Source organism: Streptomyces sp. YIM 130001 (assembly GCF_003574445.1).
Taxonomy (GTDB): domain Bacteria; phylum Actinomycetota; class Actinomycetes; order Streptomycetales; family Streptomycetaceae; genus Streptomyces.
Genome location: NZ_KZ984554.1, coordinates 373,067 through 398,373, shown reverse-complemented (window position 1 = coordinate 398,373; position 25,307 = coordinate 373,067). Strand labels below are relative to the sequence as shown.

The 25,307-nt window shown below is 71.9% G+C and carries 22 protein-coding genes; 16 read left to right on the top strand and 6 right to left on the bottom strand.

Annotated features, from left to right (window positions below; genetic code table 11):
- Positions 1–4: 4 nt before the first annotated feature.
- Together DSC45_RS15525 and DSC45_RS15520 are read right to left on the bottom strand one after the other, a co-directional pair.
- Entirely contained in the window at positions 5–286 is a 282-nt protein-coding gene (locus DSC45_RS15525) for a PspA-associated protein PspAA (protein WP_119291189.1), read from the bottom strand.
- 120 nt (positions 287–406) lie between these two features.
- On the bottom strand, positions 407–1,210 hold the full coding sequence (locus tag DSC45_RS15520) for a PspA/IM30 family protein (RefSeq protein ID WP_119291187.1): 804 nt from the start codon (positions 1,208–1,210) through the stop codon (positions 407–409).
- A gap of 282 nt (positions 1,211–1,492) precedes the next feature.
- Here DSC45_RS15520 and DSC45_RS15515 point away from each other — a divergent pair, with 282 nt between their 5' ends.
- The 3 genes from DSC45_RS15515 (at position 1,493) to DSC45_RS15505 (ending at position 4,126) form a co-directional block, all read left to right on the top strand.
- Complete coding sequence (locus DSC45_RS15515; protein WP_240434653.1) at positions 1,493–2,143, top strand: DUF3043 domain-containing protein; 651 nt, start codon at positions 1,493–1,495, stop codon at positions 2,141–2,143.
- Between the two features lie 80 nt (positions 2,144–2,223).
- Positions 2,224–2,934 (top strand): class I SAM-dependent methyltransferase, encoded by a 711-nt coding sequence (locus DSC45_RS15510; protein ID WP_119291283.1) that lies wholly within the window; start codon positions 2,224–2,226, stop codon positions 2,932–2,934.
- An 88-nt stretch (positions 2,935–3,022) separates the two neighbouring features.
- Positions 3,023–4,126: a S1C family serine protease gene (locus tag DSC45_RS15505; protein WP_119291184.1), complete on the top strand. Its 1,104-nt coding sequence runs from the start codon at positions 3,023–3,025 to the stop codon at positions 4,124–4,126.
- Between the two features lie 227 nt (positions 4,127–4,353).
- Here DSC45_RS15505 and DSC45_RS15500 read toward each other — a convergent pair whose 3' ends face one another.
- Positions 4,354–4,608, bottom strand: a complete 255-nt coding sequence (locus tag DSC45_RS15500; RefSeq protein ID WP_119291183.1) for a hypothetical protein — start codon at positions 4,606–4,608, stop codon at positions 4,354–4,356.
- An 80-nt stretch (positions 4,609–4,688) separates the two neighbouring features.
- On the opposite strand from DSC45_RS15500, the gene DSC45_RS15495 reads away from it, so the two are divergent.
- The 3 genes from DSC45_RS15495 to DSC45_RS15485 all read left to right on the top strand — a co-directional run bounded on the left by DSC45_RS15495 (position 4,689) and on the right by DSC45_RS15485 (position 9,064).
- Positions 4,689–5,894: a bifunctional adenosylcobinamide kinase/adenosylcobinamide-phosphate guanylyltransferase gene (locus DSC45_RS15495; protein ID WP_119291181.1), complete on the top strand. Its 1,206-nt coding sequence runs from the start codon at positions 4,689–4,691 to the stop codon at positions 5,892–5,894.
- 82 nt (positions 5,895–5,976) lie between these two features.
- Positions 5,977–7,053, top strand: a complete 1,077-nt coding sequence (cobT, locus tag DSC45_RS15490) for a nicotinate-nucleotide--dimethylbenzimidazole phosphoribosyltransferase (RefSeq protein ID WP_119291179.1) — start codon at positions 5,977–5,979, stop codon at positions 7,051–7,053.
- A gap of 130 nt (positions 7,054–7,183) precedes the next feature.
- Positions 7,184–9,064, top strand: coding sequence for a phosphatidylglycerol lysyltransferase domain-containing protein (locus DSC45_RS15485; protein ID WP_119291177.1), 1,881 nt, complete (start codon positions 7,184–7,186; stop codon positions 9,062–9,064).
- 17 nt (positions 9,065–9,081) lie between these two features.
- Here DSC45_RS15485 and DSC45_RS15480 read toward each other — a convergent pair whose 3' ends face one another.
- A complete protein-coding gene (locus DSC45_RS15480; RefSeq protein ID WP_119291175.1) occupies positions 9,082–9,861 on the bottom strand; it encodes a hypothetical protein in 780 nt (259 codons plus the stop codon).
- A gap of 139 nt (positions 9,862–10,000) precedes the next feature.
- Between DSC45_RS15480 and DSC45_RS15475 the strand changes: the two genes are divergently transcribed.
- The 7 genes from DSC45_RS15475 (at position 10,001) to DSC45_RS15445 (ending at position 20,926) form a co-directional block, all read left to right on the top strand.
- Positions 10,001–10,801: an adenosylcobinamide-GDP ribazoletransferase gene (locus DSC45_RS15475; RefSeq protein ID WP_119291173.1), complete on the top strand. Its 801-nt coding sequence runs from the start codon at positions 10,001–10,003 to the stop codon at positions 10,799–10,801.
- A 159-nt stretch (positions 10,802–10,960) separates the two neighbouring features.
- Entirely contained in the window at positions 10,961–12,490 is a 1,530-nt protein-coding gene (locus tag DSC45_RS15470; protein WP_119291171.1) for a leucyl aminopeptidase, read from the top strand.
- 264 nt (positions 12,491–12,754) lie between these two features.
- Positions 12,755–14,143, top strand: a complete 1,389-nt coding sequence (gene lpdA / locus DSC45_RS15465; protein WP_119291169.1) for a dihydrolipoyl dehydrogenase — start codon at positions 12,755–12,757, stop codon at positions 14,141–14,143.
- 77 nt (positions 14,144–14,220) lie between these two features.
- On the top strand, positions 14,221–15,999 hold the full coding sequence (gene sucB / locus DSC45_RS15460; RefSeq protein ID WP_119291167.1) for a 2-oxoglutarate dehydrogenase, E2 component, dihydrolipoamide succinyltransferase: 1,779 nt from the start codon (positions 14,221–14,223) through the stop codon (positions 15,997–15,999).
- 117 nt (positions 16,000–16,116) lie between these two features.
- On the top strand, positions 16,117–16,785 hold the full coding sequence (locus DSC45_RS15455) for a GntR family transcriptional regulator (protein WP_119291165.1): 669 nt from the start codon (positions 16,117–16,119) through the stop codon (positions 16,783–16,785).
- Between the two features lie 313 nt (positions 16,786–17,098).
- A complete protein-coding gene (gene aceE, locus DSC45_RS15450) occupies positions 17,099–19,795 on the top strand; it encodes a pyruvate dehydrogenase (acetyl-transferring), homodimeric type (RefSeq protein WP_119291163.1) in 2,697 nt (898 codons plus the stop codon).
- A gap of 135 nt (positions 19,796–19,930) precedes the next feature.
- A complete protein-coding gene (locus DSC45_RS15445; RefSeq protein ID WP_119291161.1) occupies positions 19,931–20,926 on the top strand; it encodes a helix-turn-helix transcriptional regulator in 996 nt (331 codons plus the stop codon).
- 7 nt (positions 20,927–20,933) lie between these two features.
- Here the strand turns inward: DSC45_RS15445 and DSC45_RS15440 are convergent, their stop codons facing one another.
- Positions 20,934–21,881: an SDR family oxidoreductase gene (locus DSC45_RS15440; RefSeq protein WP_119291159.1), complete on the bottom strand. Its 948-nt coding sequence runs from the start codon at positions 21,879–21,881 to the stop codon at positions 20,934–20,936.
- A gap of 151 nt (positions 21,882–22,032) precedes the next feature.
- Here DSC45_RS15440 and DSC45_RS15435 point away from each other — a divergent pair, with 151 nt between their 5' ends.
- Positions 22,033–22,554 (top strand): DUF4240 domain-containing protein, encoded by a 522-nt coding sequence (locus DSC45_RS15435; protein ID WP_119291158.1) that lies wholly within the window; start codon positions 22,033–22,035, stop codon positions 22,552–22,554.
- 364 nt (positions 22,555–22,918) lie between these two features.
- Here DSC45_RS15435 and DSC45_RS15430 read toward each other — a convergent pair whose 3' ends face one another.
- Entirely contained in the window at positions 22,919–23,518 is a 600-nt protein-coding gene (locus DSC45_RS15430; RefSeq protein ID WP_119291156.1) for a TetR/AcrR family transcriptional regulator, read from the bottom strand.
- Between the two features lie 106 nt (positions 23,519–23,624).
- Here DSC45_RS15430 and DSC45_RS15425 point away from each other — a divergent pair, with 106 nt between their 5' ends.
- Both DSC45_RS15425 and DSC45_RS15420 read left to right on the top strand, forming a co-directional pair.
- A complete protein-coding gene (locus DSC45_RS15425; RefSeq protein WP_119291154.1) occupies positions 23,625–24,653 on the top strand; it encodes a zinc-binding dehydrogenase in 1,029 nt (342 codons plus the stop codon).
- Positions 24,653–25,255, top strand: coding sequence for an NADPH-dependent F420 reductase (locus DSC45_RS15420; protein ID WP_119291152.1), 603 nt, complete (start codon positions 24,653–24,655; stop codon positions 25,253–25,255). The genes DSC45_RS15425 and DSC45_RS15420 overlap by 1 nt, the downstream gene beginning before the upstream one ends.
- Positions 25,256–25,307: the final 52 nt, after the last annotated feature.

The following is a 25,307-nucleotide window of genomic DNA, read 5'->3' as shown; positions in this document are numbered from 1 at the left end:
TTGTTCAACCCGGGATCAGGCCGCCGTCCTCGCCGAGCAGTTCCCGCACCTCTTCGAGCGACGCGTCCACCGGCGGAAGGATCAGCTCCGACGGCTCCAGGGCGTCGTCGGGCAATGGAGTGCCGAGCTCACGGACCTTGTCGAGCAGGGCATGCAGGGTGGTGCGGAAGCCGGGGCCGTCGCCGCTCTCCATCTCGGCGAGCAGCTCGTCGTCCAGCTTGTTCAGTTCGGCGAAGTGGCTGTCCGCCAGCTTCACCTGCCCCTCCCCCATGATCCGTACGATCACAACGCTCTCCTTCGCGAGGCTGCTGACTGGCCGGCTCGGGCCGGGTTACCTCGGTCCCGCACGCCGTGACCGGCCACGGGACCGGTAACGAGCTTACGGAGCCGGGGCCCCGGCCGTCGGCTACTGCTTGTCGAAGCGCGGGGTGTCCTGCGGGGTGGCGGCGTCGGGCGCTGCCTGCGCGCCGTTGCTCCCCTCGATGGCCTGCTGGCTCGGGGCGGGGCCGCCGGACAGCTCCGCCTTCATACGCTGCAGCTCCAGCTCCACGTCCGTACCGCCGGAGAGGCGGTCGAGCTCGGACTGGAGGTCGTCCTTGGCGAGACCCGAGGCGTCGTCGAGGGCGCCGGAGGCGAGCAGCTCGTCGATGGCACCGGCCCTGGCCTGCAGCTGCGCCGTCTTGTCCTCGGCGCGCTGGATGGCCGTACCCACATCGCTCATCTCCTCGGAGATGCCCGAGAAGGACTCGGCGATCCGGGTCTGCGCCTGGGCTGCGGTGTAGGTGGCCTTGATGGTCTCCTTCTTCGTGCGGAAGGCGTCGACCTTGGCCTGCAGGCGCTGGGCGGCGAGGGTGAGCTTCTCCTCCTCGCCCTGCAGCGTCTGGTGCTGCGTCTCCAGGTCCGTGACCTGCTGCTGGAGTGCGGCACGACGGGACAGCGCCTCACGGGCGAGGTCCTCGCGGCCGAGCGCGAGCGCCTTGCGGCCCTGGTCCTCGAGCTTCGAGGACTGGCCCTGCAACTGATTGAGCTGCAGCTCGAGGCGCTTTCGGGAGGTGGCCACGTCGGCAACGCCGCGGCGCACCTTCTGCAGCAGCTCCAGCTGCTTCTGGTACGAGTAATCGAGGGTTTCGCGCGGGTCCTCGGCCCGGTCAAGGGCCTTGTTCGCCTTCGCGCGGAAGATCATCCCCATACGCTTCATGACACCGCTCATGGGCTTCGCGCGCCCCCTTCTGACGGACTTCAGCTCCAGCACTGCGACAGAACCCAGCCTACGGGCCCTGCCTCTATTACCGCACTGTTCGAGCACCGATGCGCTCATCCCCAAGGACGACTCCCGGTGCCGGATGCTCCGGCCCAAGGAGTAGGTGGGGCCCGGGGCAGGCACCCCGACCCGGGGGATGGCTCCCCCAGAAAGCACCCATGTCGTACGGGACGCTCTCTTTCCGGTCTTTCACGGCCGGCAATCTCTCCTGAAGACGCACGCCGTTGCCGGATCGTTCCCCGCCGCCGTGTCGCCCAACCACGTGACCCCGTACCCTTGGGCTTTGTGTTCCGTAGCCGATCCAAGGAAGAGAAGGCTCCGGCCGCCAAGGCGCCGGTGACCGACTCCACGCAGCCCCGTGACCCGCAGGCGCCCAAGGGGCGCCCCACGCCGAAGCGCGCCATGGCACAGTCCCAGCGCCGCAGCGTGTCCAATACGCCGATGACCCGCAAGGAGGCGTCGAAGCGGCAGCGCGACGCCCGCCGCGCGGACCTGGCCAAGCAACGAGAGGCGCTGGCCAACGGCGACGAGCGGTATCTGCCCGCCCGGGACAAGGGCGCGGTGCGCAAGTTCGTGCGCGACTACGTGGACTCCCGGTTCTGCGTCGCCGAGTTCTTCCTGCCGCTCGCGGTGATCATCCTGGTCCTGAGCATGGTCAGGGTCCCGCAGCTGCAGAACATCGCGCTGCTGATGTGGCTCTTCGTGATCGTGCTGATCGTGGTGGACTCCTTCGTCATCGCCTTCGGCCTCAAGCGCCGCCTCAGGGAGCGGTACGCGGACGAGCCGAAGCGCGGCGCGGTGGCGTACGGACTCATGCGGACCCTCCAGATGCGTCGACTGCGGCTCCCGAAGCCGCAGGTCAAGCGCGGAGAGCGGCCCTGAGTCCGGAGGGCTTCGGCGCAGGCGCGGATGCCTGGTTGCGCGGCCTCGGTGGTCTGCGTGACGTGGTGCGACAGGAACTGGTGGCCCGGCAGCTCGACGAGCAGCTGACGGGCAGGTTCCCGTTCGGGCAGCGGCTCCGGGTCCTCGATGTGGGCGCCGGTCAGGGCACCCAGGCACTGCGCCTGGCCCGGGCCGGCCACCGGGTGACCGGCATCGAGTCGGACCCGGCGATGCTCGAGGTGGCGCGCAAGGCGCTGGCCGAGGAGCCCGAGGGCATCCGTGAGCGGGTGCGCCTGATCGAGGGCGACGGCCGCGAGACCGGCGTTCACTTCCTGCCGGGCTCCTTCGACGTGGTGCTCTGCCACGGCGTGCTGATGTACGTGGAGGAGCCGGACGCCATGCTGGCCGGCCTCGCCCGGATGCTCGCGCCCGGCGGCCTGCTGTCGCTGCTCGTGCGGAACGCCGACGCGCTCGCGATGCGTCCCGGCCTGCTCGGCGACTGGGGTACGGCCCTCGCCGCGTACGACACCGACGCATACACCAACCGGCTCGGCCTCGAGGTCCGCGCCGACCGGTTGAGCCGGCTCATCTCGACGCTGGCCGGGATCGGGGCGCCGCTGGCGACCTGGTACGGCGTACGCGTCTTCACGGACACCGCGTCGAACGAGGCGCCCTTGCCGCCGGCGGCAGAGCTCGAGGCGCTGCTGACCGCCGAGGAGCGGGCCGGCCGTACGGAGCCGTACCGACGGGTGGCCGCTCTGGTGCACGCCTGCGGGGTGCGGGGGCAGTAGCGGCCGAAGAGAGGCGCGCCCGGGTCACCTCCCCCTGATCGGACCTCACCGGAGGCCGAACAACCCGGATGAAAGTGATACTCCGGGCATGGACATATCCCGCGCCCACCGCCCACGGAGCGGTCCCCGCATCCCCGCGCACCCTCGCTCGCTGCGGCTACTCCTGCCGCTGACGGCCGTCGCCTGCTCGGGCGCGCTGCTCGCCGGCTGCTCCGACGGAGCCTCCGCCACCAAGGCGGCCGCCCAGGCGGCGCCGGCCCGGGCGGACGCCTCGGACCTGCAGGGCGACTACCAGAAGGTGATCGACGACGTGCTGCCGTCGGTCGTACAGATCGATGCAGCCGACGGTCTCGGCTCGGGCGTCGTGTACGACGACAAGGGGCACATCGTCACCAACGCCCATGTCGTGGGCAAGGGCAAGACGTTCAAGGTCGCGGCCGCGGTCGGCGAGCACGAGCTGTCCGCGAAGCTGGTCTCCAGCTATCCCGAGCAGGACCTCGCCGTGATCAAGCTCGACAAGCCCCCGGCCGGCCTGAAGGCTGCGAAGTTCGCCGATTCGGCCGAGGTGGCGGTCGGTCAGATCGTGCTCGCGATGGGCTCGCCGCTCGGCCTGGCCTCGAGCGTCACCCAGGGCATCGTCTCGGCCACCGGACGGACCGTCAGCGAGGGCCGGGCGGGCGGCGGTACGGGAGCCACCATCGCCAACATGATCCAGACCTCCGCGGCCATCAACCCGGGCAACAGTGGCGGCGCCCTGGTCGATCTGGACAGCAAGGTCGTCGGCATCCCGACGCTCGCCGCCACCGATCCGCAGCTCGGCGGGAGCGCGGCACCGGGGATCGGGTTCGCGATCCCGGCGTCGATGGTGAAGACGATCGCCGATCAGATCGTGAAGAACGGCAAGGTCACCGATTCGGGCCGGGCCGCCCTGGACATCACGGGACGCACGGTCGTCGACGAGGACTTCACACCGACGGGCGTGACGGTGGTCGAGGCGAAGCAGAACGGTGCGGCCGCCGCGGCCGGTATCCGCACCGGCGATGTGATCACCAAGGTCGGCGATACGGCGGTCACCACCATCACCTCGCTCTCGGAGGCGCTGGCCGGCCAGAAGCCGGGCGGCAAGGTGAAGGTGACGTACTCCCGCAGCGGCAGCGAGAAGACGGTGGACGTCACGCTCGGCGAGATCTGATGCCCGTCACGCGCACCGCCGCCCCCCGCCGACCCGGTCGGCGGGCGCCCCGATTCCCCACTGCGGCACGGCCATTGACCCTGCGGTACGGCGGAGCGGGCGGGCGGGTGCGGCTGTGCACGCCCGCCCGCCCGTACCGTCCGGGGACGGCGCCCCGTCCGTCACCGCCTCGTGCACCGGGCCGGTCGAACCTCCCGCCGCAGGCCACGCCGAGCCCGAAGGACCGGTCAGGCGTACTTGGCCTCCGGGGCCTCGGGGTCCTCCGGATTCTCCGCCTCTTCGGCGTGCAGGCTCATCGGGCCGTAGATCTCGGTGTCGTCCTCGAACAGGCGCACCTGCTCGACGCCGCCTTCCAGGAGCTCCTTCCAGTACTCGCCCACCCAGGACTCCGCGTCCCCCTGGGTGGTGAACTCCTCGGGCTCGACCGCCGGCTGGACCTCAGTCCCGTCGGACTTCTCGAACCGCCACGCCCACGTCACCATGCCAGCCTCCCAAGATCCGACTCCTTGCTGCACCCTATCCGGGCGCGCAACGCCGCCTCGGACGCGGGAGGATCGTCCCCGTGGAACTGACTCTGCTCGGCACCGGCGGCCCTGAGGGACTGCCCCGCCCCGACTGCCCCTGCGCCGCCTGCGCGAGTTCGCTCGGTGAGGCCGCGCGCGCCGCCACCGCCCTGCTCGTGGACGGGGTGCTGCTGCTCGACCTGACACCGGGCGCGGCGTTCGCCGCGGCCCGCTCGGGGCATTCGCTGTCCGGAGTGAACCAGGTGCTGCTCTCCCATCCGCACGACGGCCCCGCCCTCGAGCACCCCGCCGGACTCCCGGCGGCCGGCCGCGTACCGGACGGACGTGAGCTGGCCCTGATGAGCGGGCACCGGGTGCGCGCGGTGCCGCTCGACACCCCGGGCACGGGTTACGCGGTCACCGGGCCCGACGGCGAGCGGTTGCTCTATCTGCCGCCGGGCGGCGCGGCCGCGGGCCTGGAGGGCGAACTGCCCGCGGATCCCTACGACATGGTCGTGGCCGACGTGGTGGCCAGGCCCGACGCGTTGGCCAGGCTGCGGGACGCGGGGCTGGTCACGCAGACGACCGATGTGCTGGCCGTCCACATCGACCACGACGTGCCGCCGGGCGCCGAGTTGCGGCGGCGGCTGGCGGCGGCCGGGGCCCGCGTGGTGCCGGACGGCAGCACCCTCGTCGTCGGCGAGTACCACGCGGTGCCCGACCTGCCGCTGAGGACGTTCGTCCTCGGTGGCGCACGGTCCGGCAAGTCGTACGAGGCGGAGCGTCGTCTCGAGACGTTCCCTGACGTCGTCTACGTGGCGACCGGCGGCACTCGGGAAGGGGACCGCGACTGGGCGGCACGGGTCCGGGCGCATCGGGAGCGGCGCTCCGGGTCCTGGCGTACGGAGGAGACCTGCGACCTGGTCCCGCTGCTGGCCGCGGACGGCCCGCCGCTGCTCATCGACTGCCTGTCCCTGTGGCTGACGGACGCGATGGACCGGGTGGAGGCCTGGGACGACGCGAAGTGGTCGGGCGGCGGCGAGCACGCACTGCGCGAGCGCATCGCGGAACTGATCTCGGCGGTGCGGGAGACCCGGCGGATGGTCGTCGCGGTATCGAACGAGGTCGGTTCGGGCGTCGTTCCCGCGACCGCCGCCGGACGCCGCTTCCGGGACGAACTCGGGCGCCTGAACACGGCGTTCGCCGCCGAGTGCGAGCACGTGCTGCTGGTGGTCGCGGGGCAGGCGCTGCCGCTGCGCGGCTGACCGCGGAGCTCGGGGCGCGGTCCTGCGGCCGACGGGGAGCCGGGACGGCGTGCGTTCGAGCGCTGCCGGTACTGTTCGGCGAATGAGCTCGCTGAATCTCGACGATTTCTCCGACCTGATCGAGCGGCCCGACGGCGGGGTGCGCCGGGACGCCGAAGAACGCCGGCAGCGCCTTGCCGTGCCGTCCGGCGCCCTCGGGCGCCTCGACGAGCTCGGCGAGTGGCTCGCGGCGGCCCAGTCCTCGGTGCCGGTGAAACCGATCGAGCATCCCCGGGTGGTGCTGTTCGCCGGCGACCACGGGGTGGCCTCGCTCGAGGTGTCGGCGCGGCCGGCCGGGAGCGCGCACCGCCTGGTGCGTGCCGTCCTGGACGGCGAGAGCCCCGTCGCCGTGCTCGCACGCCGGTCCGGCATCCCGGTCCGCGTTGTCGACATGTCGCTCGACTGCGAGACGTCGGAGCTGCCCGAGGACGTCGTACGTCACCGGGTCCGGCGTTCCTCCGGCCGGATCGACATCGAGGACGCGCTCACCCAGGACGAGGTGGAACAGGCCTTCCGCGCAGGCATGAGCGTGGCGGACGAGGAGGCCGACTCCGGTACGGACCTGGTGGTGCTCGGCGATGTGAGCGTCGGAGGGACGACGGCGGCGGCGACACTGGTCGGCGCGCTGTGCGGGACGGACGCGTCGGTGGTCACCGGCCGGGGCGGCGAGGCGATCGACGACCTGGCGTGGATGCGCAAGTGCGCCACGGTCCGCGATGCCCTGCGGCGGGCGCGGCCGGTGCTCGGGGACCAGCTCGATCTGCTGCGGACGGTGGGCGGTGCGGACCTCGCCGCTCTGACCGGGTTCCTGCTGCAGAGCGCGGTACGCCGTACGCCGGTACTGCTCGACGGCGTGGTGACCGCGGCGTGCGCGCTGGTCGCCCAGCGGGTCGCGTTCCGTGCGCCGGACTGGTGGCTGGCCGGACAGACCAGCGGTGAGCCGGCCCAGGCCAAGGCCTTCGACCGCCTGGCCCTGGACCCCCTGCTCACCCAGGGCGTCACGGTCGGCGAGGCCACGGGCGCAACCCTCGCTCTCCCCCTCGTCCTCGCCGCGGCGAACCTCGCCGCCGACCTCCCGGAACACGAACCCGCCACCTCTTCCGGCGCGTCCGGCGATTGAGGGCACCTTCCGACCCGTCCGGCGATCGAGGACGAGCGCCCCCGCACGATTCCTGGCGCGGACCACCTCCGAACCGGCGGCGCCATCCCACCCCCGGGCGCCACCGCCCTTAAGATCGCCCTCCATGGGAATGGCCGAAGTTGTCCCGAAATCGCCCGAACCAAAAGCCCCGCGCACCCCGGGACAAGACAGAAGCCCGAACACCGGCCGCCCACGACGGGCCTACGCCGGCACGGCAGTCTGGTACGTACGAGCCGTAGCGTTCATCAACCTGCTCAGCGCCGTCTGGGTCTCGCTCGGACAGGACCTGCGCCGCCACAACACCGAGGACTACTTCACCCCGTACCTGCTCACCGCGGGCTTCGCCTCGGGCGCGTTCACCCTGTTCCTGGCGATCACCCTGCGACGGCGCAAACGGGCCGCGTGGATCCTGAACATGGTCCTCAGCGGGCTGTTCCTGCTGCTCCTGGCCGGCTCGATGCTCCTGCCCGAGATCCGCCGCCACCCGCAGAACTGGGCGTCCCTCGCGATCACCGCAGGCTTCGTCGCCGCCCTGGCGGCGGGCCGAAGCGAGTTCTACGCGAAGGGCGACCGCGCCAACCCCAAGCTCGCGGCCGCGGTCGCAGGCGCGGGCCTCCTGGTCTGCTCGCTGACCGCCGCGCTCCTGGTGTCGGCCACCAACGAGGCGCCGGACGCGGCCCGTTCCACGTTCGCCGAACGCTGGGGCTACGGCACGATGCGCCTGGCGTCGCTGGCCGACGACTCCCCCGTACCGCACATCAGCACCCCCGCCTGGGTGCACATCGCGCTGAACGTCCTGAGCACCGCCTTGCTGCTCGCGGTCCTGTACGCCGCCTTCCGCTCCCGCCGCGCGACCGATCCGCCGACCGCCGCGGACGAGGCACGTCTGCGTGAACTGCTCGCGCGGCACGGCGACCGCGACTCGCTCGGCTACTTCGCCCTGCGCCGCGACAAGTCGGTCGTCCTCTCCCCCAGCGGCAAGGCGGCCGTGGCGTACCGCGTGGTCGGCGGCGTCTCGCTCGCCTCGGGCGATCCGCTCGGCGACCCCGAGGCCTGGCCGGGCGCGATCGAGCCGTGGCTGGCCGAGGCCCGCGAGCACGGCTGGCTGCCGGCCGTGATGGGCGCGAGCGAGGAGGGCGGTACGTGCTACGCCCGGCACGGCCTCGACGCGCTCGAACTGGGCGACGAGGCACTCGTCGAGATCGCGGACTTCACGCTCGAGGGCCGGGCGATGCGCACCGTACGCCAGGCGTACAACCGCGTCGTACGGGCCGGGTACACCGTGCGGATCCGGCGCCACGAGGAGATCGGAGCGGCGGAGCTCGCCCTGCTGACCGAGCGTGCGGACGACTGGCGCGACGGAACCACCGAGCGGGGCTTCTCGATGGCGCTCGGCCGGCTCGGCGATCCCGGCGACGGGCGGTGCGTGATGCTCGAGTGCCGGGACGGGGAGGGCGAGTTGCGCGCCCTGCTGAGTTTCGTGCCGTGGGGCGAGAAGGGGCTTTCGCTGGACCTGATGCGCCGGGACCGGGACAGCGAGAACGGCCTGATGGAGTTCATGGTCATCGAGCTCCTGCAGCGCGCGGACGAGGTGGGCATCACCCAGGTGTCACTGAACTTCGCGATGTTCCGCTCGGTGTTCGAGCGCGGCTCGCGGATCGGTGCGGGGCCGGTGCTGCGGCTGTGGCGTTCCCTGCTCAGTTTCTTCTCACGCTGGTGGCAGATCGAGTCGCTGTACCGGGCCAACGCCAAGTACCGCCCGGTCTGGGAGCCGCGCTTCCTGCTCTTCGAGCGGAGCGCGGACCTGCTGCGCATCGGTCTCGCCGCGGCCCGCGCGGAGGGCTTCCTGGAGACCCCGCGCGCCCCTCGCCTGCTGCGCCGACGACCGAGGAACCCGGCGGCGCCCGCCCGGCCGGCAGCCCTCACGCCCCCGGAACCGCCCGCGCCTGCCGCGGCCCGCCTGAGCCCGAGGCCCCGCCGGCCGCACTGACCGCGGCCGCCGGGCCCTCAACCCCCGTCCCCCGAACGCTTCTTCGCCCGCGCCTCCCGCTCGGCGTCGGGCCGGCCGCCGATCAGGTCCTCGAACCCCCGGCGCAGCCGGACCCAGCGCCGGTCGTGCCGCACGGCGCGCAGCCCGGACCGTGCCCGGGCCCGCGGCCGGTTCCGGTAGAGCCGCTTCGCCCACGGCGAGCCCGGCCGGGCGAGGCGGATCGCGCCGAACAGCGCCACGAACGGCACCACCACCCCGATCAACGCCACCCGGAACTTCCCCTTGACCAGGGCCACCAGGGCGAACAGGAAGTTGACCGAGACGTTGAGAGCGACCACGCCCCGGTCGTGCAGTTCGTCGGGCGTCAGCTCGTTGACTCCGAACGGCAGGAACCCGCCGAGCATCAACGCCACCAGCGCGGCGGTCAGCACGACCGCCTCGACGCTCTGCCGGCCGGCCTCGCTCCAGTACACGTCGTCCAGATGCAGGATCAGCGCGAACTCGTCGAGCACCAGACCGACGCCCATCCCGAAGAGCACCGCGGCGACCATCGACCCGAAGCCGTGCCGCCCGCCGGCGATCGCCCCGAAGCCGCCGACCACGGTGAGCAGCACGCCGGGCACCACGTGGTGGATGTGCAGCCCGCCGGTCTGCACATTGCGGAACGGACCACGGCCTGCCCGGATCATCCGCGTGACGACCCGGGTGGCGAGGAACGTCAGGACGAACGAGGACAGGGCGAGGAGCAGCGGGAGCTTGCCCGGCTCCAGGATGTTCCGGTACCACCAGCTGTCCATACCGCCCGCTCTCCCGCTCGCCCGCTCACCTTGCCATTGAGGGATACGTACCACTTCACACCTTTTTGCCGCTCTCGTGCTCGTCCGGCGACCGACGCCGACGGACCGAGGGGCCGCACGGACGGTTAACCTGCGCGGAATGACCGCCTCCGACCAGCGGCCCGTACGCGCCCTGCGTGACGGACTGCCCTTCGCCTTCGGCACCCTGACCGTGATCCCGGTGGACGTGCCGCGCTGGGACCGGGCGGCGGCGCGCGCCGGGATGCTCTGCGCTCCGGTGGCCGGCCTGGTCGTGGGCCTCGCCGCGGCCGCGCTCGGCACCGCGCTGCTGGCCGCGGGCGCCGGAGCTCTGCTCGCCGCCGTCGCGTCCGCCGCCGTCCCGGCGGTACTCACCCGGGGCCTGCACCTGGACGGTCTGGCCGACACCGCGGACGGCCTCGGCAGCGCCAAGCCCGCCGACGAGGCGCTGCGGATCATGAAGCGGTCGGACATCGGGCCGTTCGGGGTCGTCACGCTGCTGTTCGTTCTGTTCACCCAGGTGGCCGCGCTCGCGGGGGCCTACGCGCACGGCTGGGCGCAGGGCGCGCTGGCGGCCGTGGTCGCCGGGACCGCCGCCCGCACCGCGCTCACGCTCGCCGCCCGTACCCGCATCCCGGCGGCACGGCCCGAAGGGCTCGGTGCGGTCGTCGCCGGCACCGTCCCGGCGGGCGCCGCCGTGGCCACGCTCGCCGCCACCACCGTCCTCGCGGCCGCTGCCGGAATGCTCAACAGCCCGGCGGCCGCGCTGCGTTGCGCTCTCGCCGTGCTCGCCGCCGCGGCCGTCGCCGAGGTGCTGCTCCGGCACTGCGTACGGCGGTTCGGCGGGGTGACGGGGGACGTGTTCGGCGGTGTCGCGGAGACCGCCGCGACGGCCGCGCTCCTCGTGCTCTCACTCGGCTGACGGCTCGCCACGGGCCGTCGCCCGGGCCGAGGACACGTCGCCGGTGGCCGAGCGTAGGCTCACTGAATATCGCAACAAGGGCGCTGCCTACGATGCGGGCGGGCCCGGTCGACCCCACCCAATCGGCCACCGACTCAACGGAAGAGAGAACTCACCACCGTGACTGCTCTGACTCTCAAGCCCGCCGGCGCGGCCGGCCTTCGCGCCGACGCGATCGTCGTCGGTGTCGCGAAGGGCGCCGCCTCGTCCAAGGGAACGCCGGTCGTCGCGCCGGGCGCGGAGGACGTGGACAAGGCCTTCGGCTCCAAGCTCGCCGACGTCCTGAAGACCCTCGGCGCCTCGGGCGGCGAGGGCGAGGTGACCAAACTTCCCTCGCCCGACGGCGTGAAGGCGCCGGTCGTCATCGCGGTCGGGCTCGGAGCGGTCCCGGACAAGGACGCCGAGTCCGGCTACGGCGAGGAGGCGCTGCGCCGTGCCGCCGGCGTCGCGGCCCGCGCGCTCGCCGGCACCAAGAAGGCCGTGTTCGCACTGCCGGTCGAGGACGCCGACCAGGCCGGTGCCGTCGCCGAGGGCGCCGCGCTCGGCGCGTACTCCTTCGACGCGTACAAGGACGACGACAAGGACGCCAAGGGCCCCCTCGGCGAGGCCGTGATCCTCGGCGGCAAGGCACGCGACAAGGCGTTCAAGGCCGCGATCGAGCGCGCGACCGCGGTCGCCGAGGAACTCAACCGAGCCCGCGACCTGATCAACACCCCGCCGAACGACCTCGACCCGGAGGCCTTCGCCGCCGTCGCCTCGGCCGCGGCCAAGGAGCACGGCATCAAGGTCCAGGTACTCGACGAGAAGGCGCTCACCAAGGGCGGCTACGGCGGTCTCCTCGGCGTCGGCGCCGGCTCCGCCTCCGCGCCCCGCCTGGTGAAGCTGTCGTACACGCACCCCAAGGCGCAGAAGTCGCTCGCCTACGTCGGCAAGGGCATCACGTACGACTCGGGCGGCATCTCGCTGAAGCCGGCCGGCCACAACGAGACGATGAAGTGCGACATGAGCGGTGCCGCCGCCGTGTTCGCCGCGGTCGTCGCGGCCTCCCGGCTCGGTCTGCAGGTGAACGTCACCGGCTGGCTGGCCCTGGCCGAGAACATGCCGTCGGGTTCGGCCACCCGCCCCGGCGACGTCCTTCGGATGTACAGCGGCAAGACCGTCGAGGTGCTCAACACCGACGCCGAGGGCCGCCTGGTCCTGGCCGACGCGATCGCGAAGGCCTCCGAGGACAAGCCGGACGCGATCGTCGACGTGGCGACCCTGACCGGCGCGATGATGCTGGCCCTGGGCGCCCGCACCTTCGGCGTGATGGCGAACGACGACGCCTTCCGCACCTCCCTGCACGAGATCGCGGAGGAGTCCGGCGAGCCCGCGTGGCCGATGCCGCTGCCCGCGGACCTCAAGAAGGGCATGGAGTCCACCACCGCCGACATCGCCAACATGGGCGAGCGGATGGGTGGCGGCCTGGTGGCCGGCCTGTTCCTGCAGGAGTTCGTGGGCGAGGGCATCACCTGGGCGCACCTGGACATCGCGGGTCCGGCGTTCAACGAGCAGGCGCCGTTCGGCTACACCCCGAAGGGCGGCACCGGCTCCGCCGTGCGCACCCTGGTGCGGCTCGCCGAGCGCACCGCCGCGGGCGACCTCGGCTGACGCTCGCTCCGTTCCGCCTGCGGACACGGCCTACGGCCCCGGGTGCGCGCCCGGGGCCGTAGGCGTTCTCGTACCATTGCCCGTCCCGAGGGGCGGCCCCGCGTCCCGTCATCCGGCAACAAGTGCGAAGATGGGTTCTCGGCAGGACAGGGCCCCCACCACAGGGCCGAATCACAAGCGGCCGAACACCAGCCGACCGGTCGGTCAACCTCCCGTAAGGGACAAGGGGTCCGGCGACCGGCGCACATGCATGGAGGACGTGACGTGGCGAACGACGCCAGCACTGTTTTCGACCTAGTGATCCTCGGCGGCGGCAGTGGCGGTTACGCCGCGGCGCTGCGCGGAGCGCAGCTGGGCCTGGACGTCGCCCTGATCGAGAAGAACAAGCTCGGCGGCACCTGCCTGCACAACGGCTGCATCCCGACGAAGGCCCTGCTGCACGCGGGCGAGATCGCCGATCAGGCCCGCGAGAGCGAGCAGTTCGGCGTGAAGGCGACCTTCGAGGGCATCGACATCGCGGCCGTCCACAAGTACAAGGACGACGTGATCTCCGGCCTGTACAAGGGGCTGCAGGGCCTGGTGGCCTCCCGCAAGGTGACGTACATCGAGGGCGAGGGCCGGCTTTCGTCCCCGACGTCCGTCGATGTCGACGGCCAGCGGGTCGAGGGCCGCCACGTACTGCTGGCGACCGGCTCCGTGCCGAAGTCGCTGCCCGGTCTGGAGATCGACGGCAACCGCATCATCTCCTCGGACCACGCTCTGAAGATCGACCGCGTGCCGCAGTCCGCGATCGTGCTCGGCGGCGGCGTCATCGGCGTCGAGTTCGCCTCCGCGTGGAAGTCCTTCGGCACCGACGTGACGGTGATCGAGGGCCTCAAGCACCTGGTGCCGGTTGAGGACGAGAACAGCTCGAAGCTCCTCGAGCGTGCGTTCCGCAAGCGCGGGATCAAGTTCAACCTCGGCACCTTCTTCGACAAGGCCGAGTACACGCAGGACGGCGTACGCGTCACGCTCGCCGACGGCAAGACCTTCGAGGCCGAGGTGCTGCTGGTGGCCATCGGCCGCGGCCCGGTGTCGGAGGGCCTCGGCTACGAGGAGCAGGGCGTCGCGACGGACCGCGGCTTCGTCCTGGTCGACGAGTACATGCAGACGAACGTGCCGACGATCTCGGCCGTCGGTGACCTGGTGCCCACGCTCCAGCTCGCGCACGTCGGCTTCGCAGAGGGCATCCTGGTCGCGGAGCGCCTGGCCGGGCTCAAGCCCGTCCCGGTCGACTACGACGGCGTGCCGCGGGTGACGTACTGCCACCCCGAGGTCGCTTCCGTGGGTATCACCGAGGCCAAGGCCAAGGAGATCTACGGCTCGGACAAGGTCGTCGCTCTGAAGTACAACCTCGCGGGCAACGGCAAGAGCAAGATCCTCAAGACCGCGGGCGAGATCAAGCTCGTCCAGGTCAAGGACGGTGCCGTGGTCGGCGTCCATATGGTCGGTGACCGGATGGGCGAGCAGGTCGGCGAGGCTCAGCTGATCTACAACTGGGAGGCGCTGCCCGCCGAGGTCGCGCAGCTCGTACACGCCCACCCGACGCAGAACGAGGCCCTGGGCGAGGCGCACCTGGCGCTGGCCGGCAAGCCGCTGCACTCCCACGACTAGTCGGACTAGTCGCTGACCGTGCTTCTTGGAGCGCGCACCCCTTTTCCGTACGTAGTTCGTTAGGAGCAACCGAAACCATGGCGGTTTCCGTAACCCTGCCGGCGCTCGGCGAGAGCGTCACCGAAGGTACTGTCACCCGCTGGCTGAAGGCCGAGGGTGAGCGCGTGGAGGCCGACGAGCCGTTGCTCGAGGTCTCCACCGACAAGGTCGACACCGAGATCCCTGCTCCCGCGGCCGGTGTCCTCGCGTCCATCAAGGTCGCCGAGGACGAGACCGTCGAGGTCGGCGCCGAGCTGGCGCTGATCGACGACGGCAGCGGCGCCCCCGCCGCCGCCCCCGCTCCGGCCGCCGAGCCGGAGCCCGCGGCGGCTCCCGAGGCCGAGGCCCCGGCTCAGGCCGAGGCTCCGGCGGCGCCCGCCCCCGAGGCACCCGCGGCTCCGGCCGCCGGCGCCGCCGAGGGCACCGACGTGACGCTGCCGGCGCTCGGCGAGTCCGTCACCGAGGGCACCGTGACCCGCTGGCTGAAGGAGGTCGGCGAGGAGGTCACGGCCGACGAGCCGCTCCTCGAGGTCTCCACCGACAAGGTCGACACCGAGATCCCGGCACCGGCCTCCGGCACGCTGCTCGAGATCGTGGTCGGCGAGGACGAGTCGGCCGAGGTCGGCGCGAAGCTGGCCGTCATCGGCGCCGCCGGTGCTGCGGCCCCGGCTGCCGCCCCCGCCGCTCCCGCCGCCCCGGAGCCGACTCCGGCCCCGGCTGCCGAGCCTGCTCAGGCAGCCCCCGCGGCGCCTGCTCCGGCCGCGCCCGCTGCCCCGGCTCCGGCCGCACCGGCAGCCCCGGCGCCCGCCGCACCGGCTGCTCCGGCTCCGGCCGCGCCGGCTGCTCCGGCGCCCGCCGCACCGGCAGCCCCGGCTCCGGCCGGTGACGCCTCCGCCGCGTACGTGACCCCGCTGGTCCGCAAGCTCGCCGCCGAGAACGGCGTGGACCTCGCGACGGTCAAGGGCTCCGGCGTCGGTGGCCGTGTCCGCAAGCAGGACATCGTCGCGGCGGCCGAGGCCGCGAAGAGCGCCGCCCCGGCTCCGGCCGCGGCAGCTCCGGCCGCCTCCAAGGCGCCGAAGCTCGAGGTGTCCCCGCTGCGCGGCCAGACGGTCAAGATGACCCGCATGCGCAAGCTCATCGGCGACAACATGATGAAGGCGCTGCACGGCCAGGCCCAGCTGACCACGGTCGTCGAGGTCGACGTCACCAAGCTGATGCGGCTGCGCGCGCAGGCCAAGGACTCCTTCGCCGCCCGCGAGGGCGTCAAGCTGTCCCCGATGCCGTTCTTCGTCAAGGCGGCGGCCCAGGCGCTGAAGGCCCACCCGGTCGTCAACGCCCGGATCAACGAGGACGAGGGCACCATCACGTACTTCGACTCGGAGAACATCGGCATCGCCGTGGACTCCGAGAAGGGCCTGATGACCCCGGTCATCAAGGGTGCGGGTGACCTCAACCTGGCCGGCATCTCGAAGAAGACCGCGGAGCTGGCGAGCGCCGTCCGGAACAGCAAGATCACCCCGGACGACCTGGCCGGCGCTACCTTCACGATCTCCAACACCGGTTCGCGCGGCGCCCTGTTCGACACGATCATCGTGCCGCCGAACCAGGTCGGCATCCTCGGCATCGGTGCCACCGTCAAGCGTCCCGTGGTGATCAATCACCCGGACCTCGGCGAGACGATCGCGGTGCGCGACATGACCTACGTCGCGCTCTCCTACGACCACCGTCTGGTGGACGGCGCGGACGCCGCCCGTTACCTGACGACGGTCAAGGAGATCCTCGAAGCCGGTGAGTTCGAGGTGGAGCTGGGTCTGTAAGGCTCGTCTCATCCTGGCCCGCGCCCCCGTCCGGAGCACTTCCGGACGGGGGCGCGGCCGTATTGTTCATAGGTCTCTTCGTGCTTGAGAGGTCTCTTCCTGCTTAAGGAGCACCGCATGACCGCGCCCACCGCTGCAAGCAGCGGCTCCACCGGAGCGCCCGTCACCGCGCCCCTGGCCCACTCCCTGCGCGAGCAGATCCGCGAGCACATCGTGGACGGGATCGTGAGCGGCCGCTGGCAGCCCGGTGAGCGGATCGTGGAACGCAGGATCGCCGTGGAGCTCGAGGTCAGCCAGACGCCCGTACGCGAGGCGCTGCGCGAGCTCGAGGCGCTGCGGCTCATCGAATCGGCACCCAACAAGGGCGTACGGGTGCGGAATCTGACCGCGTCCGACCTCGACGAGATCTATCCCGTACGGGCCGGCCTGGAGCAGATCGCCGCCGAACTGGCCGCGGAGCGGCTGGCCGAGGACGTCTCGTCGCTCGAGCCCTCGGTGGCCGCCCTGTACGAGGCGGACCGGAACGCGGACGGCGAGTCCCAGGTCCGGCACACGGTGGACTTCCACCGGGAGCTGGTGCGGGCCGCGGGGAACGCGGTGCTGCTGCACACCTGGGAGGGCCTGGGCATCGAGGTCTTCACGGCGCTGTCCATCCGGTGGCTCGGGACCGTGCAGCAGTCGTACGCGGAGGAGCACGAGGCGCTGGTCGCGGCCTTCCGCCGGCGCGACCCGTCGATCGGGGTCCTCGTCAAGGAGCACGTCCTCGGCTGCGCGCCGCGGGCGTAGAGCTTCCCGGGCACCCCCTGGGACACTCCCTGGACAAGGGAACGGAACGCCGCTCACCTGCGCCCCAACCACCCCAAACGCGCGTCCGTTTCACCCCGAAATACCCGGCACCCCGTGCCCGCCCCCAGGGCACGCCGTGCCGACTTTCCTCGCCGAGGGAAATTTTGCCTATCAACCTTTGATCGATCATCGATCACCGGCTTACAGTCGACCTCGGGCTGCACCCAGCCCTCCGCCCTGTCCTGCCAGCCAGGGCCATCTCCACCCCCTCTCCCGCCCAACGGCAGGAGAACCTGTCCGGAAGGCGTCGATCATGACCGACCCCATAGGCAAGCTTCCGAGCCAGCTCGACCAGCTGCCGGACCGCGACCCGGAGGAGACCGCCGAGTGGGCGGCCTCCGTGGACGCCGTGAGTGAGCACGCCGGTTCGCACCGCGCCGAGTACCTGCTGCGGCGCACCCTCCAGCACGCCGAGAGCGCGGGGCTCGCCCTGCCCCGGCTGCTCGAGACGGACTACGTCAACACCATCCCGACCGCCGCCGAGCCCACCGTGGACGGCGACGAGGAGCTCGAGAGCCGTATCACCGCGTGGAACCGCTGGAACGCGGCCGCGATGGTCACCCGCGGTTCGAAGCACGGCGTCGGCGGCCACATCGCCACCTTCGCCTCCGCCGCATGGCTCTACGAGACCGGGTTCAACCACTTCTTCCACGGCAAGGAGGGGGACGGCAGCGGCGACCAGCTCTACATCCAGGGCCACGCCTCGCCGGGCATCTACGCCCGCGCCTTCCTCGACGGCCGCCTCAGCGAGGACCACCTCGACCACTTCCGCCAGGAGTCCGGCGGCGAGGGCCTCCCCTCTTACCCGCACCCGCGGCGCCTGCCGTGGCTGTGGGAGTTCCCCACCGTCTCGATGGGCCTCGGCCCGCTGTCCGCGATCTACCAGGCGCGGTTCAACCGCTACCTGACCCACCGCGGCATCAAGGACGTATCGAACTCGCACGTATGGGCCTTCCTCGGCGACGGCGAGATGGACGAGCCGGAGTCCACGGCCGCACTCGCGCTCGCCAGCCGCGAGGGCCTGGACAACCTGACCTTCGTCATCAACTGCAACCTGCAGCGGCTCGACGGTCCGGTGCGCGCCAACTTCAAGATCGTGCAGGAGCTGGAGGCCCAGTTCCGCGGCGCCGGCTGGAACGTCGTCAAGTCCCTGTGGGGCAACGCCTGGGACGAGCTCCTGGAGCTCGACACCACCGGTGCCCTGGTCCGCCGCATCCGCGAGGTACCGGACGCGCAGATCCAGACGTACCAGACGCGCGACGCCGCCTATATCCGCGAGGACTTCTTCGGCAAGGACCCGGCGCTAGCCGAGATGGCGAAGCTGCTGTCCGACGACAAGATCATCGAGTGTTTCCAGCTGTCCCGCGGCGGCCACGAGCCGCGCAAGGTCTACGCCGCCTACCGCGCCGCGCTCGCCCACAAGGGCGCGCCGACCGTGATCCTCGCGCAGACCGTGAAGGGCCACACCCTCGGTGACGGCTTCGCGTCGAAGAACGCGAACCACCAGATGAAGAAGCTGACGAACGACGAGTTCAAGCAGATGCGCGACCTGCTCGATCTGCCCATCCCGGACTCCGCGTTCGCCGACGGCGTCGTGCCCTACGGCCACCCGGGCACCGACTCCCCCGAGGTCCGCTACCTCCAGGAGCGCCGCGCCGCGCTCGGCGGCCCTGCCCCGGCCCGTCGCTCCCAGCCGCTGCCCGCACTCCCGGCCCCGGCCGAGAAGGCCTTCACCGCCTTCGACAAGGGCTCCGGCTCGCAGTCGGTGGCGACGACCATGGCCTTCGTCCGCCTGGTCAAGGACCTGATGCGGGACAAGGAGTCCGGCAAGCGCTGGGTGCCGATCGTGCCCGACGAGGCGCGGACCTTCGGCATGGAGTCGCTCTTCCCCTCGCTCGGCATCTACTCGCCGAAGGGCCAGACGTACGAGCCGGTCGACCGCGACCAGTTGATGTACTACCGCGAGGCGAAGGACGGCCAGATCCTCAACGAGGGGATCACCGAGGCCGGTTCGATGGCCGACTTCATCGCCGCCGCGAGCGCGTACGCGACGCACGGCGAGACCATGATCCCGTTCTACATCTTCTACTCGATGTTCGGCTGGCAGCGGACCGGGGACCAGATGTGGCAGCTCGGCGACCAGCTGGGCAAGGGCTTCCTGGTCGGCGCCACGGCCGGCCGCACGACGCTGACGGGCGAGGGCCTGCAGCACGCGGACGGCCACTCCCCCGTGATCGCGGCGACCAACCCGGCGGCGCTGAGCTACGACCCGGCGTTCGCGTACGAGGTCGCGGCCATCGTCAAGGAGGGTCTGCGCCGGATGTACGGCGAGACCGCGCCCGGCGAGGACTCCGACGTCTTCTACTACCTGACCGTGTACAACGAGCCGATGCCGCAGCCCGCCAAGCCCGAGGGCGTCGACGAGGGCATCGTCCGCGGTCTGTACCGCTTCAACACCGCCGAGAGCGCGGGCCATTCGGTGAGCGGCGACGCGTCGCGCACCCAGCTCCTCGCCTCCGGCACCGCGATCCACTGGGCCCTCAAGGCGCAGCGGCTGCTCGCCGAGGAGTGGGGCGTGGCCGCCGACGTGTGGTCCGCCACCTCCTGGACGGAGCTGCGCCGGGACGCCATGGAGGCGGACGACGCGCTGCTGCGCGGCGAGGAGCGGACGCCTTATCTGCGCCAGGTGCTCGACGGTGTGGACGGTCCGGTCCTCGCGGTCAGCGACTACATGCGGCAGGTGCCGGACCAGATCGCGCAGTGGGTCGCGCAGGACTACACCTCCCTCGGTGCGGACGGCTTCGGTCTGTCCGACACGCGTGACGCGGCTCGTCGCCACTTCGGCATCGACGCGGAGTCGATCGTCGTCGCGGCGCTCGCGCAGCTCGCCCGCCGCGGCGAGGTGTCCGCCTCCGCGGTCAAGGAGGCCCGGGAGAAGTACGGCCTCTAGGTCGGGCCGCCACTTCCTCCGCCGGAGGGGCTTTTCCCAAGCCCCTCCGGCGTTCGAGGTGGCCCCCCTCCGGCGTTCGAAGAGGCCCCTCCGGCAGGAGTCCTCGGGGAAGGGCCGGTAGGGGACAATGCCCCCATGCGCGCCGCCCGCCTCATCAAGATGGTGCTCCTGCTCCAGGCGAAGCCCTCCATGACCGCAGCCGAGCTCGCCCGCGAGCTCGAGGTCTCGGAGCGGACGGTGACACGGGACGCCCAGGCCCTCTCGGAGGCCGGCGTCCCCGTCTACGCGGACCGCGGCAGACTCGGCGGATACCGCCTGATCGGCGGCTACCGCACTCGTCTCACCGGCCTGGCCCGCGGCGAGGCCGAGGCCCTCTTCCTGTCCGGACTCCCGGGCGCCCTGCGCGAGATGGGGCTCGAGGACGAGGCATCGGCGGCCCGGCTCAAGGTCTCCGCCGCCCTGCTGCCGTCCCTCAGGGACGCCTCGCAGAACGCCGCCCAGCGGTTCCACCTGGACGCTCCCGGCTGGTACAAGGAGCCCGAGACCCCCGCACTGCTGCCCGATCTGGCCGAGGCCGTCTGGGACGACCTGCGGGTCTCGGCCGGGTACCGCCGCCGGGAGTCCGAGGTGGAGCGCGAGCTCGAACCGTACGGTCTGGTCCTCAAGGCCGGCGTCTGGTACCTGTGCGCCCGGGCGCCGGGGGTCGCGCAGGAGCCGGCGGCGGAGGAGTTCCGGGTGTACCGGATCGACCGGTTCACCTCGGTCACGCCGTCCGGTGAACGGTTCGAGCGCGACGACCAGTTCGACCTGCCGGCCTTCTGGGAGGAGCGGGCCGCCCAGTTCGCCCGCTCGATCCTGCACACCGAGGCGGTCCTGCGGCTCTCCCCCGCCGGCGCACGCATGCTCCCGCACGCCCTGGACGCGGCCGCGGCCCGCGAGGCCCTGGACGCCGCCGAGCGACCGGACGAGCAGGGCCGGATCACCGTCACCCTGCCCGTCGAGTCGGAGCAGGTGGCGCACACCCAGCTGCTCGGCCTCGGCGCCGAGGTGGAGGTGCTCGAACCCCGCTTGCTGCGCGAGCAGTTGGCGGCCACGGCGGAGCGGATGCGCGCGCTGTACGCGCGCCCCTGAAGCAGCCCTACCGGTACCCCGTGACATCCGCCGTCGGCGCAGCCTGGTCCACCTCGGTCAGGTACCGCCAGGCGTCCGGCGCAGAGCCGTCCACGTCCGTGAAGCCGTACTCGGCCGCCAGACCACCGCTCGACAGGGACGCTCCGTTGAACCGCGCGACGTCGGGGTCGGCGGCCAGCGCGGCCACGGCGCGGCCGATGTAGGTGGGCGTCTCGGAGATGGCGAAGTGCGGGTTCTGTGCGCAGCCCGCCTGCCAGTCCTCCTCGGTCACCTTGAAGTGGGTGTCGAGCATGGCCTCGGAACGCAGCCAGCCCGGCGTCAGGCACAGGGCCGTGCAGCCGTACCCGACGAGCTCCTCGGAGAGGCCCAGGGTCATCCGCAGCGGGCCGGACTTGGCGAGGTCGTAGTAGAGCGGCTCGCGGTAGCGGCGGTTGTACTCGGCGGTGCCGTCGGTGACCTCGACGAGCAGGCCGCCGGGGTTCCGGATCAGCAGCGGGACCGCGTACCGGCTGGTGACGATGTGGGTCTCCACGCCGAGCCGGAGAGCGCGAAGACCGTCTTCGAGGTCGTGCTCCCACATCTTCTTGCCCCCGGCGATGAGGTCGTCGCCGCCCCAGATGTCGTTGACGAGGATGTCGAGCCGGCCGTGCTCGCGGTCGATGCGCTCGGTGAGGGCGCGGACCTCGTCGGGGACCAGGTGGTCGACGCGTACGGCGATTCCGGTACCGCCCGCCTCGGTGACGAGGTCGGCCGTCTCCTCGATCGTCTCGCTCGCGCGGCCGACCTCGCTGAGGTGCTCGCGGGTGGTGCGGCCGGTGGCGTAGACGGTGGCTCCGGCTCTGCCGAGCTCCACCGCCATCGCACGTCCCGCGCCTCTGGTGGCCCCCGCGACCAGGGCGATACGGCCCGTCAACGGCTGGTACGCCGGGGTGTTCCCGGCTGGGTTCGTCTGCATGCTCCGATGCTGGCAGCGATACCCGACACCTTCTGTCCGGCTTTTCGGCCCCTCGCCGGGCCGTCCGGGCCATGCCGCCGGCATCCTCCCAGGTAACAAGAGCAGCACTCCGCATGCGCGGCCCTCCGCCAGGGACGATGCTGGACCCGTGATGGACGAGACGGAGTTCTGGGAGCTCATCGACAGCACCCGCGCGGCCGCGGACGGCGACCCCGAGGAGCACGCCGACCTGCTCGTGGAACGGCTGCTGGGGCGTGATCCGGATTCCGTGCTCGACTTCGCCCGCCACTTCGAGTCGCGCTACAACCGTGCGTACCGCTGGGATCTGTGGGGCGCTGCGGCCGTGCTGCTCGACGGCGTCAGCGACGACGCCTTCGACTACTTCCGCTGCTGGCTCATCGGCCAGGGCCGGGAGACCTTCGAGGGTGCGCTGCACGATCCGGACTCGCTGGCCGAACTCCTCGACGATTTCGACGAGGAGATCGACGGCGACGGCGAGGAACTGGGCTACGCGGCGGACGAGGCGTACGAGCAGCTCACCGGCACGGTCGCCCCGGACCTGGGCATCCCACCCGCGCCGCGCGAACCGGAGGGCACCGCGATCGACTTCGAGGACGACGGGAAGCTGGCGCGGTACTACCCGAATCTCTGGGAGCGGTTCGCCTCCGACTAGGGCCTGCCCGGACGATCATGTGCGGAGCCGGACGACGAGAGTCGCTGCGGTGGCGGTGCGGCCCGGCTGTCGCTCTTCTCCGGGGTCGTGTGCCGGGTACCCCGACGCCTCGGGTAGTGGCGGCAGTGCCCGTCGGCGCTCAGGTGGAGCTCACGGCAGGGAAACGGAGGATCCCGGCGAAGTAGGCGGCCGAGCGCTTCCGTTGCGGTGCGCCGGGCGCGCCTCGACCGGGCGGCTCGGCCGAGTTGGTGCCAGGTGAGCGCAGTGCGCGAGCGCCCCACCGCCGCCCGGTGCGACGGCACAGGGCTCCGACGGGGTGGAGGGCGCGGCGGGCTGCGCGGGGGTACGCGCCCGAGTCGGCCGGTCAGTCGAGGGCGTGGGCGCGGCAGGTCCGCAGAATCTCGTCGGACAGTTCCGGCTGGACCTGGCGCACCGCGCGGGCGAGCGTCATCGCCCCCACGAGCCGGCTGAGCAGCAGCACCGCCTTGTTCCGCGCCTCCTCCGAGGTGATCTCCCCTTCGTACTCACGGGCGAACTCCTCGGCGAAGCCCGTGAGATATCCCTCCACGCCGCCCGTGTAGGCGCTCTGCACGGTGTCGCTGTGCCGTCCGGCGTCGATGACCAGGGAGGCGGACGGGCAACCGCCGTCGTCGGCGTCGCGGTGGGCGGCCGAGAGGTAGTCGTCCACCACGCGCTCAAGCGGCGAGCCCGCGGGGCCCGTGCCCTCCTCGCGCGCCTGGTCAAGGGCGCCCAGGGACGCCTCGAACGAGGCGCTGCAAGCCTCGGCGGCCAGTTCACCCTTGGAGGCGAAGTGGTTGTAGAAGCCGCCGTGAGTCAGGCCCGCCTCCTTCATCAGGTCGGCGATCCCGACGGCGTCGACGCCCTGCGAGCGGAGCATGCGCCCTGCCGCCTCGACGATGTTCTGCCGGTTCCTGGCCTTGGCTTCTCTGGTGATCCGCGGCATGGCCGCCCTCCCGCGTCGGCAGTGTTTGACGTTTTCAATGTTACCTCTCATCATTGCTATTAATGTTGAACGTCATCAATAATGTCTTCGCCATGTGGAGGAACTCATGCGCACCGTGGAGCACACCCGGCAGGGAGCAGCCGCACAGGTGCTGACGCTGGAGGAGAGGCCACGCCCCCCGGCTCCCGGTGCCGGAGAGGTTCTGGTGCGCATGCTGGTCAGGCCCGTACACCTGGGCGACCTGGTCGGCGTGGAGGGCCTGCCGGGGGCGCCGGAGCAGTATGCGCAGGCCAGGACTCCCGGGGTGGAGGGGATGGGCGTCGTCGAGAGCGCCGGAGCAAACGTTCAAGGCCTGCGTCCGGGGCAGCGCGTGGCCGTGTTCCCGGTGCCGGGGACGTGGAGCGACGCCGTCGTGGTCCCGGCCGGTCTCGCGGTGCCGGTGCCGGATGGGGTCAGCGACGAGACCGCGGCCCTGATGCTGGTCAACCCGCTGACGCTGAGCATGCTGTACCGCGCGGCGGAGAGCGCCCTGCGTGGACGGAAGGGCCCCGTCCTCCAGACCGCCGCGGGCTCCTCCCTCGGCAGGCTGGTCGCTGCGGCCGCGGTCCGGCACGAGCTTCAGCTGATCAACCTCGTGCGCAGCACCGCGGGCGCCCGGCGGATGCGCGCCCTGTACCCCTCCTTCCCCACGGTCGCCACCTGCGACGACGACTGGCGGGACCAAGTGCGCGGACACGGCGGCGAGCAAGGCGTGCACGTGGTACTCGACAGCGTCGGCGGCGCCCTGACCCAGGACCTGACCGAACTGCTCGCCGACGGCGGCACCCTGATCTCCTACGGACGACTGGGCTCCGGCACGACCTCGCTGGAGTCGCTGCCCCTCGTCGCGCGGGAGCTGACGGTGCGGGGTGTGAACGTGCTGCGGTGGCTGAGCCGTACCCCTGAGGAGCGCACCCAGGACGTCGCGTTCGCGCTGGACCTGGCGCAGAGCACCCCGGACCTGTTCGAGGTCGCGGACCGCTACGACCTCGCCGACTTCAAGACTGCCGTCGAGCACGCCCGCCGCCCGGCCAAGAGCGGCACCGTCCTGCTCACCACGCCGCGGTCCACCGACTCCGGACGGAGGGCAGCCTGATGCGGATCGGCACCCTCGGAGCCGGAATCATCGCCCGGGCCGTTGCCCGGCACGCGATCGGCCAGGGCCACGAGGTCGTGCTCAGCAACAGCCGCGGCCCGGCATCCCTGGCCCCGGTGGTCGAGGACCTCGGCGCGCTCGCGACAGCGGCGACCCCCGCGGAGGCCGCCGCTGCGGACCTCGTCCTGCTCGCGGTCCCCTGGCCGCGGATCCCGGACGCCGTCGCCGCACTGCCCCGCATGGACGGCACCGTCGTCATCGACGCCACCAACCAGTTCGCGTCCTCTCCCCCGAACCCGAGGATCGCCGACCTGGGCGACCTCACTGGAAGCGAGTACGTGTCCTCCCTGCTCCCCGAGGCGCGGCTGGTCAAGGCCTTCAACACCCTCTACGCGCAGTTCATCGCCCCCGATCCTCGCCACGAGGCCGGGCGGCAGGTGCTGTTCCTCGCCGGTGACGACGCCGACGCCAAGCACATCGTGCGGGACCTGACGGCCGACTTCGGCTTCGCGCCCGTCGACCTCGGAACCCTGCGAGCGGGCGGACGCCTCATGCAGCTCGGCGGCCCCCTGTCGGCCCTCCACGTCCTCAAGCAGGACTGAGCCCCCGCCTGTCGGTGCCCCTCGGGTCCGCGGGGAGCCAACCCACCGTGCT

Bases quoted from the DNA above. Each gene is read 5' to 3' on its own strand.
- DSC45_RS15425 (WP_119291154.1), top strand. From the start codon at position 23,625: ATGCGCACCGTGGAGCACACCCGGCAGGGAGCAGCCGCACAGGTGCTG.
- DSC45_RS15440 (WP_119291159.1), bottom strand. From the start codon at position 21,881: ATGCAGACGAACCCAGCCGGGAACACCCCGGCGTACCAGCCGTTGACG.
- cobT (WP_119291179.1), top strand. From the start codon at position 5,977: ATGAGCTCGCTGAATCTCGACGATTTCTCCGACCTGATCGAGCGGCCC.
- DSC45_RS15475 (WP_119291173.1), top strand. From the start codon at position 10,001: ATGACCGCCTCCGACCAGCGGCCCGTACGCGCCCTGCGTGACGGACTG.
- aceE (WP_119291163.1), top strand. From the start codon at position 17,099: ATGACCGACCCCATAGGCAAGCTTCCGAGCCAGCTCGACCAGCTGCCG.
- DSC45_RS15430 (WP_119291156.1), bottom strand. From the start codon at position 23,518: ATGCCGCGGATCACCAGAGAAGCCAAGGCCAGGAACCGGCAGAACATC.
- DSC45_RS15445 (WP_119291161.1), top strand. From the start codon at position 19,931: ATGCGCGCCGCCCGCCTCATCAAGATGGTGCTCCTGCTCCAGGCGAAG.
- DSC45_RS15485 (WP_119291177.1), top strand. From the start codon at position 7,184: ATGGCCGAAGTTGTCCCGAAATCGCCCGAACCAAAAGCCCCGCGCACC.
- DSC45_RS15435 (WP_119291158.1), top strand. From the start codon at position 22,033: ATGGACGAGACGGAGTTCTGGGAGCTCATCGACAGCACCCGCGCGGCC.
- sucB (WP_119291167.1), top strand. From the start codon at position 14,221: ATGGCGGTTTCCGTAACCCTGCCGGCGCTCGGCGAGAGCGTCACCGAA.
- DSC45_RS15505 (WP_119291184.1), top strand. From the start codon at position 3,023: ATGGACATATCCCGCGCCCACCGCCCACGGAGCGGTCCCCGCATCCCC.
- DSC45_RS15455 (WP_119291165.1), top strand. From the start codon at position 16,117: ATGACCGCGCCCACCGCTGCAAGCAGCGGCTCCACCGGAGCGCCCGTC.
- DSC45_RS15500 (WP_119291183.1), bottom strand. From the start codon at position 4,608: ATGGTGACGTGGGCGTGGCGGTTCGAGAAGTCCGACGGGACTGAGGTC.
- DSC45_RS15420 (WP_119291152.1), top strand. From the start codon at position 24,653: ATGCGGATCGGCACCCTCGGAGCCGGAATCATCGCCCGGGCCGTTGCC.
- DSC45_RS15520 (WP_119291187.1), bottom strand. From the start codon at position 1,210: ATGAGCGGTGTCATGAAGCGTATGGGGATGATCTTCCGCGCGAAGGCG.
- DSC45_RS15480 (WP_119291175.1), bottom strand. From the start codon at position 9,861: ATGGACAGCTGGTGGTACCGGAACATCCTGGAGCCGGGCAAGCTCCCG.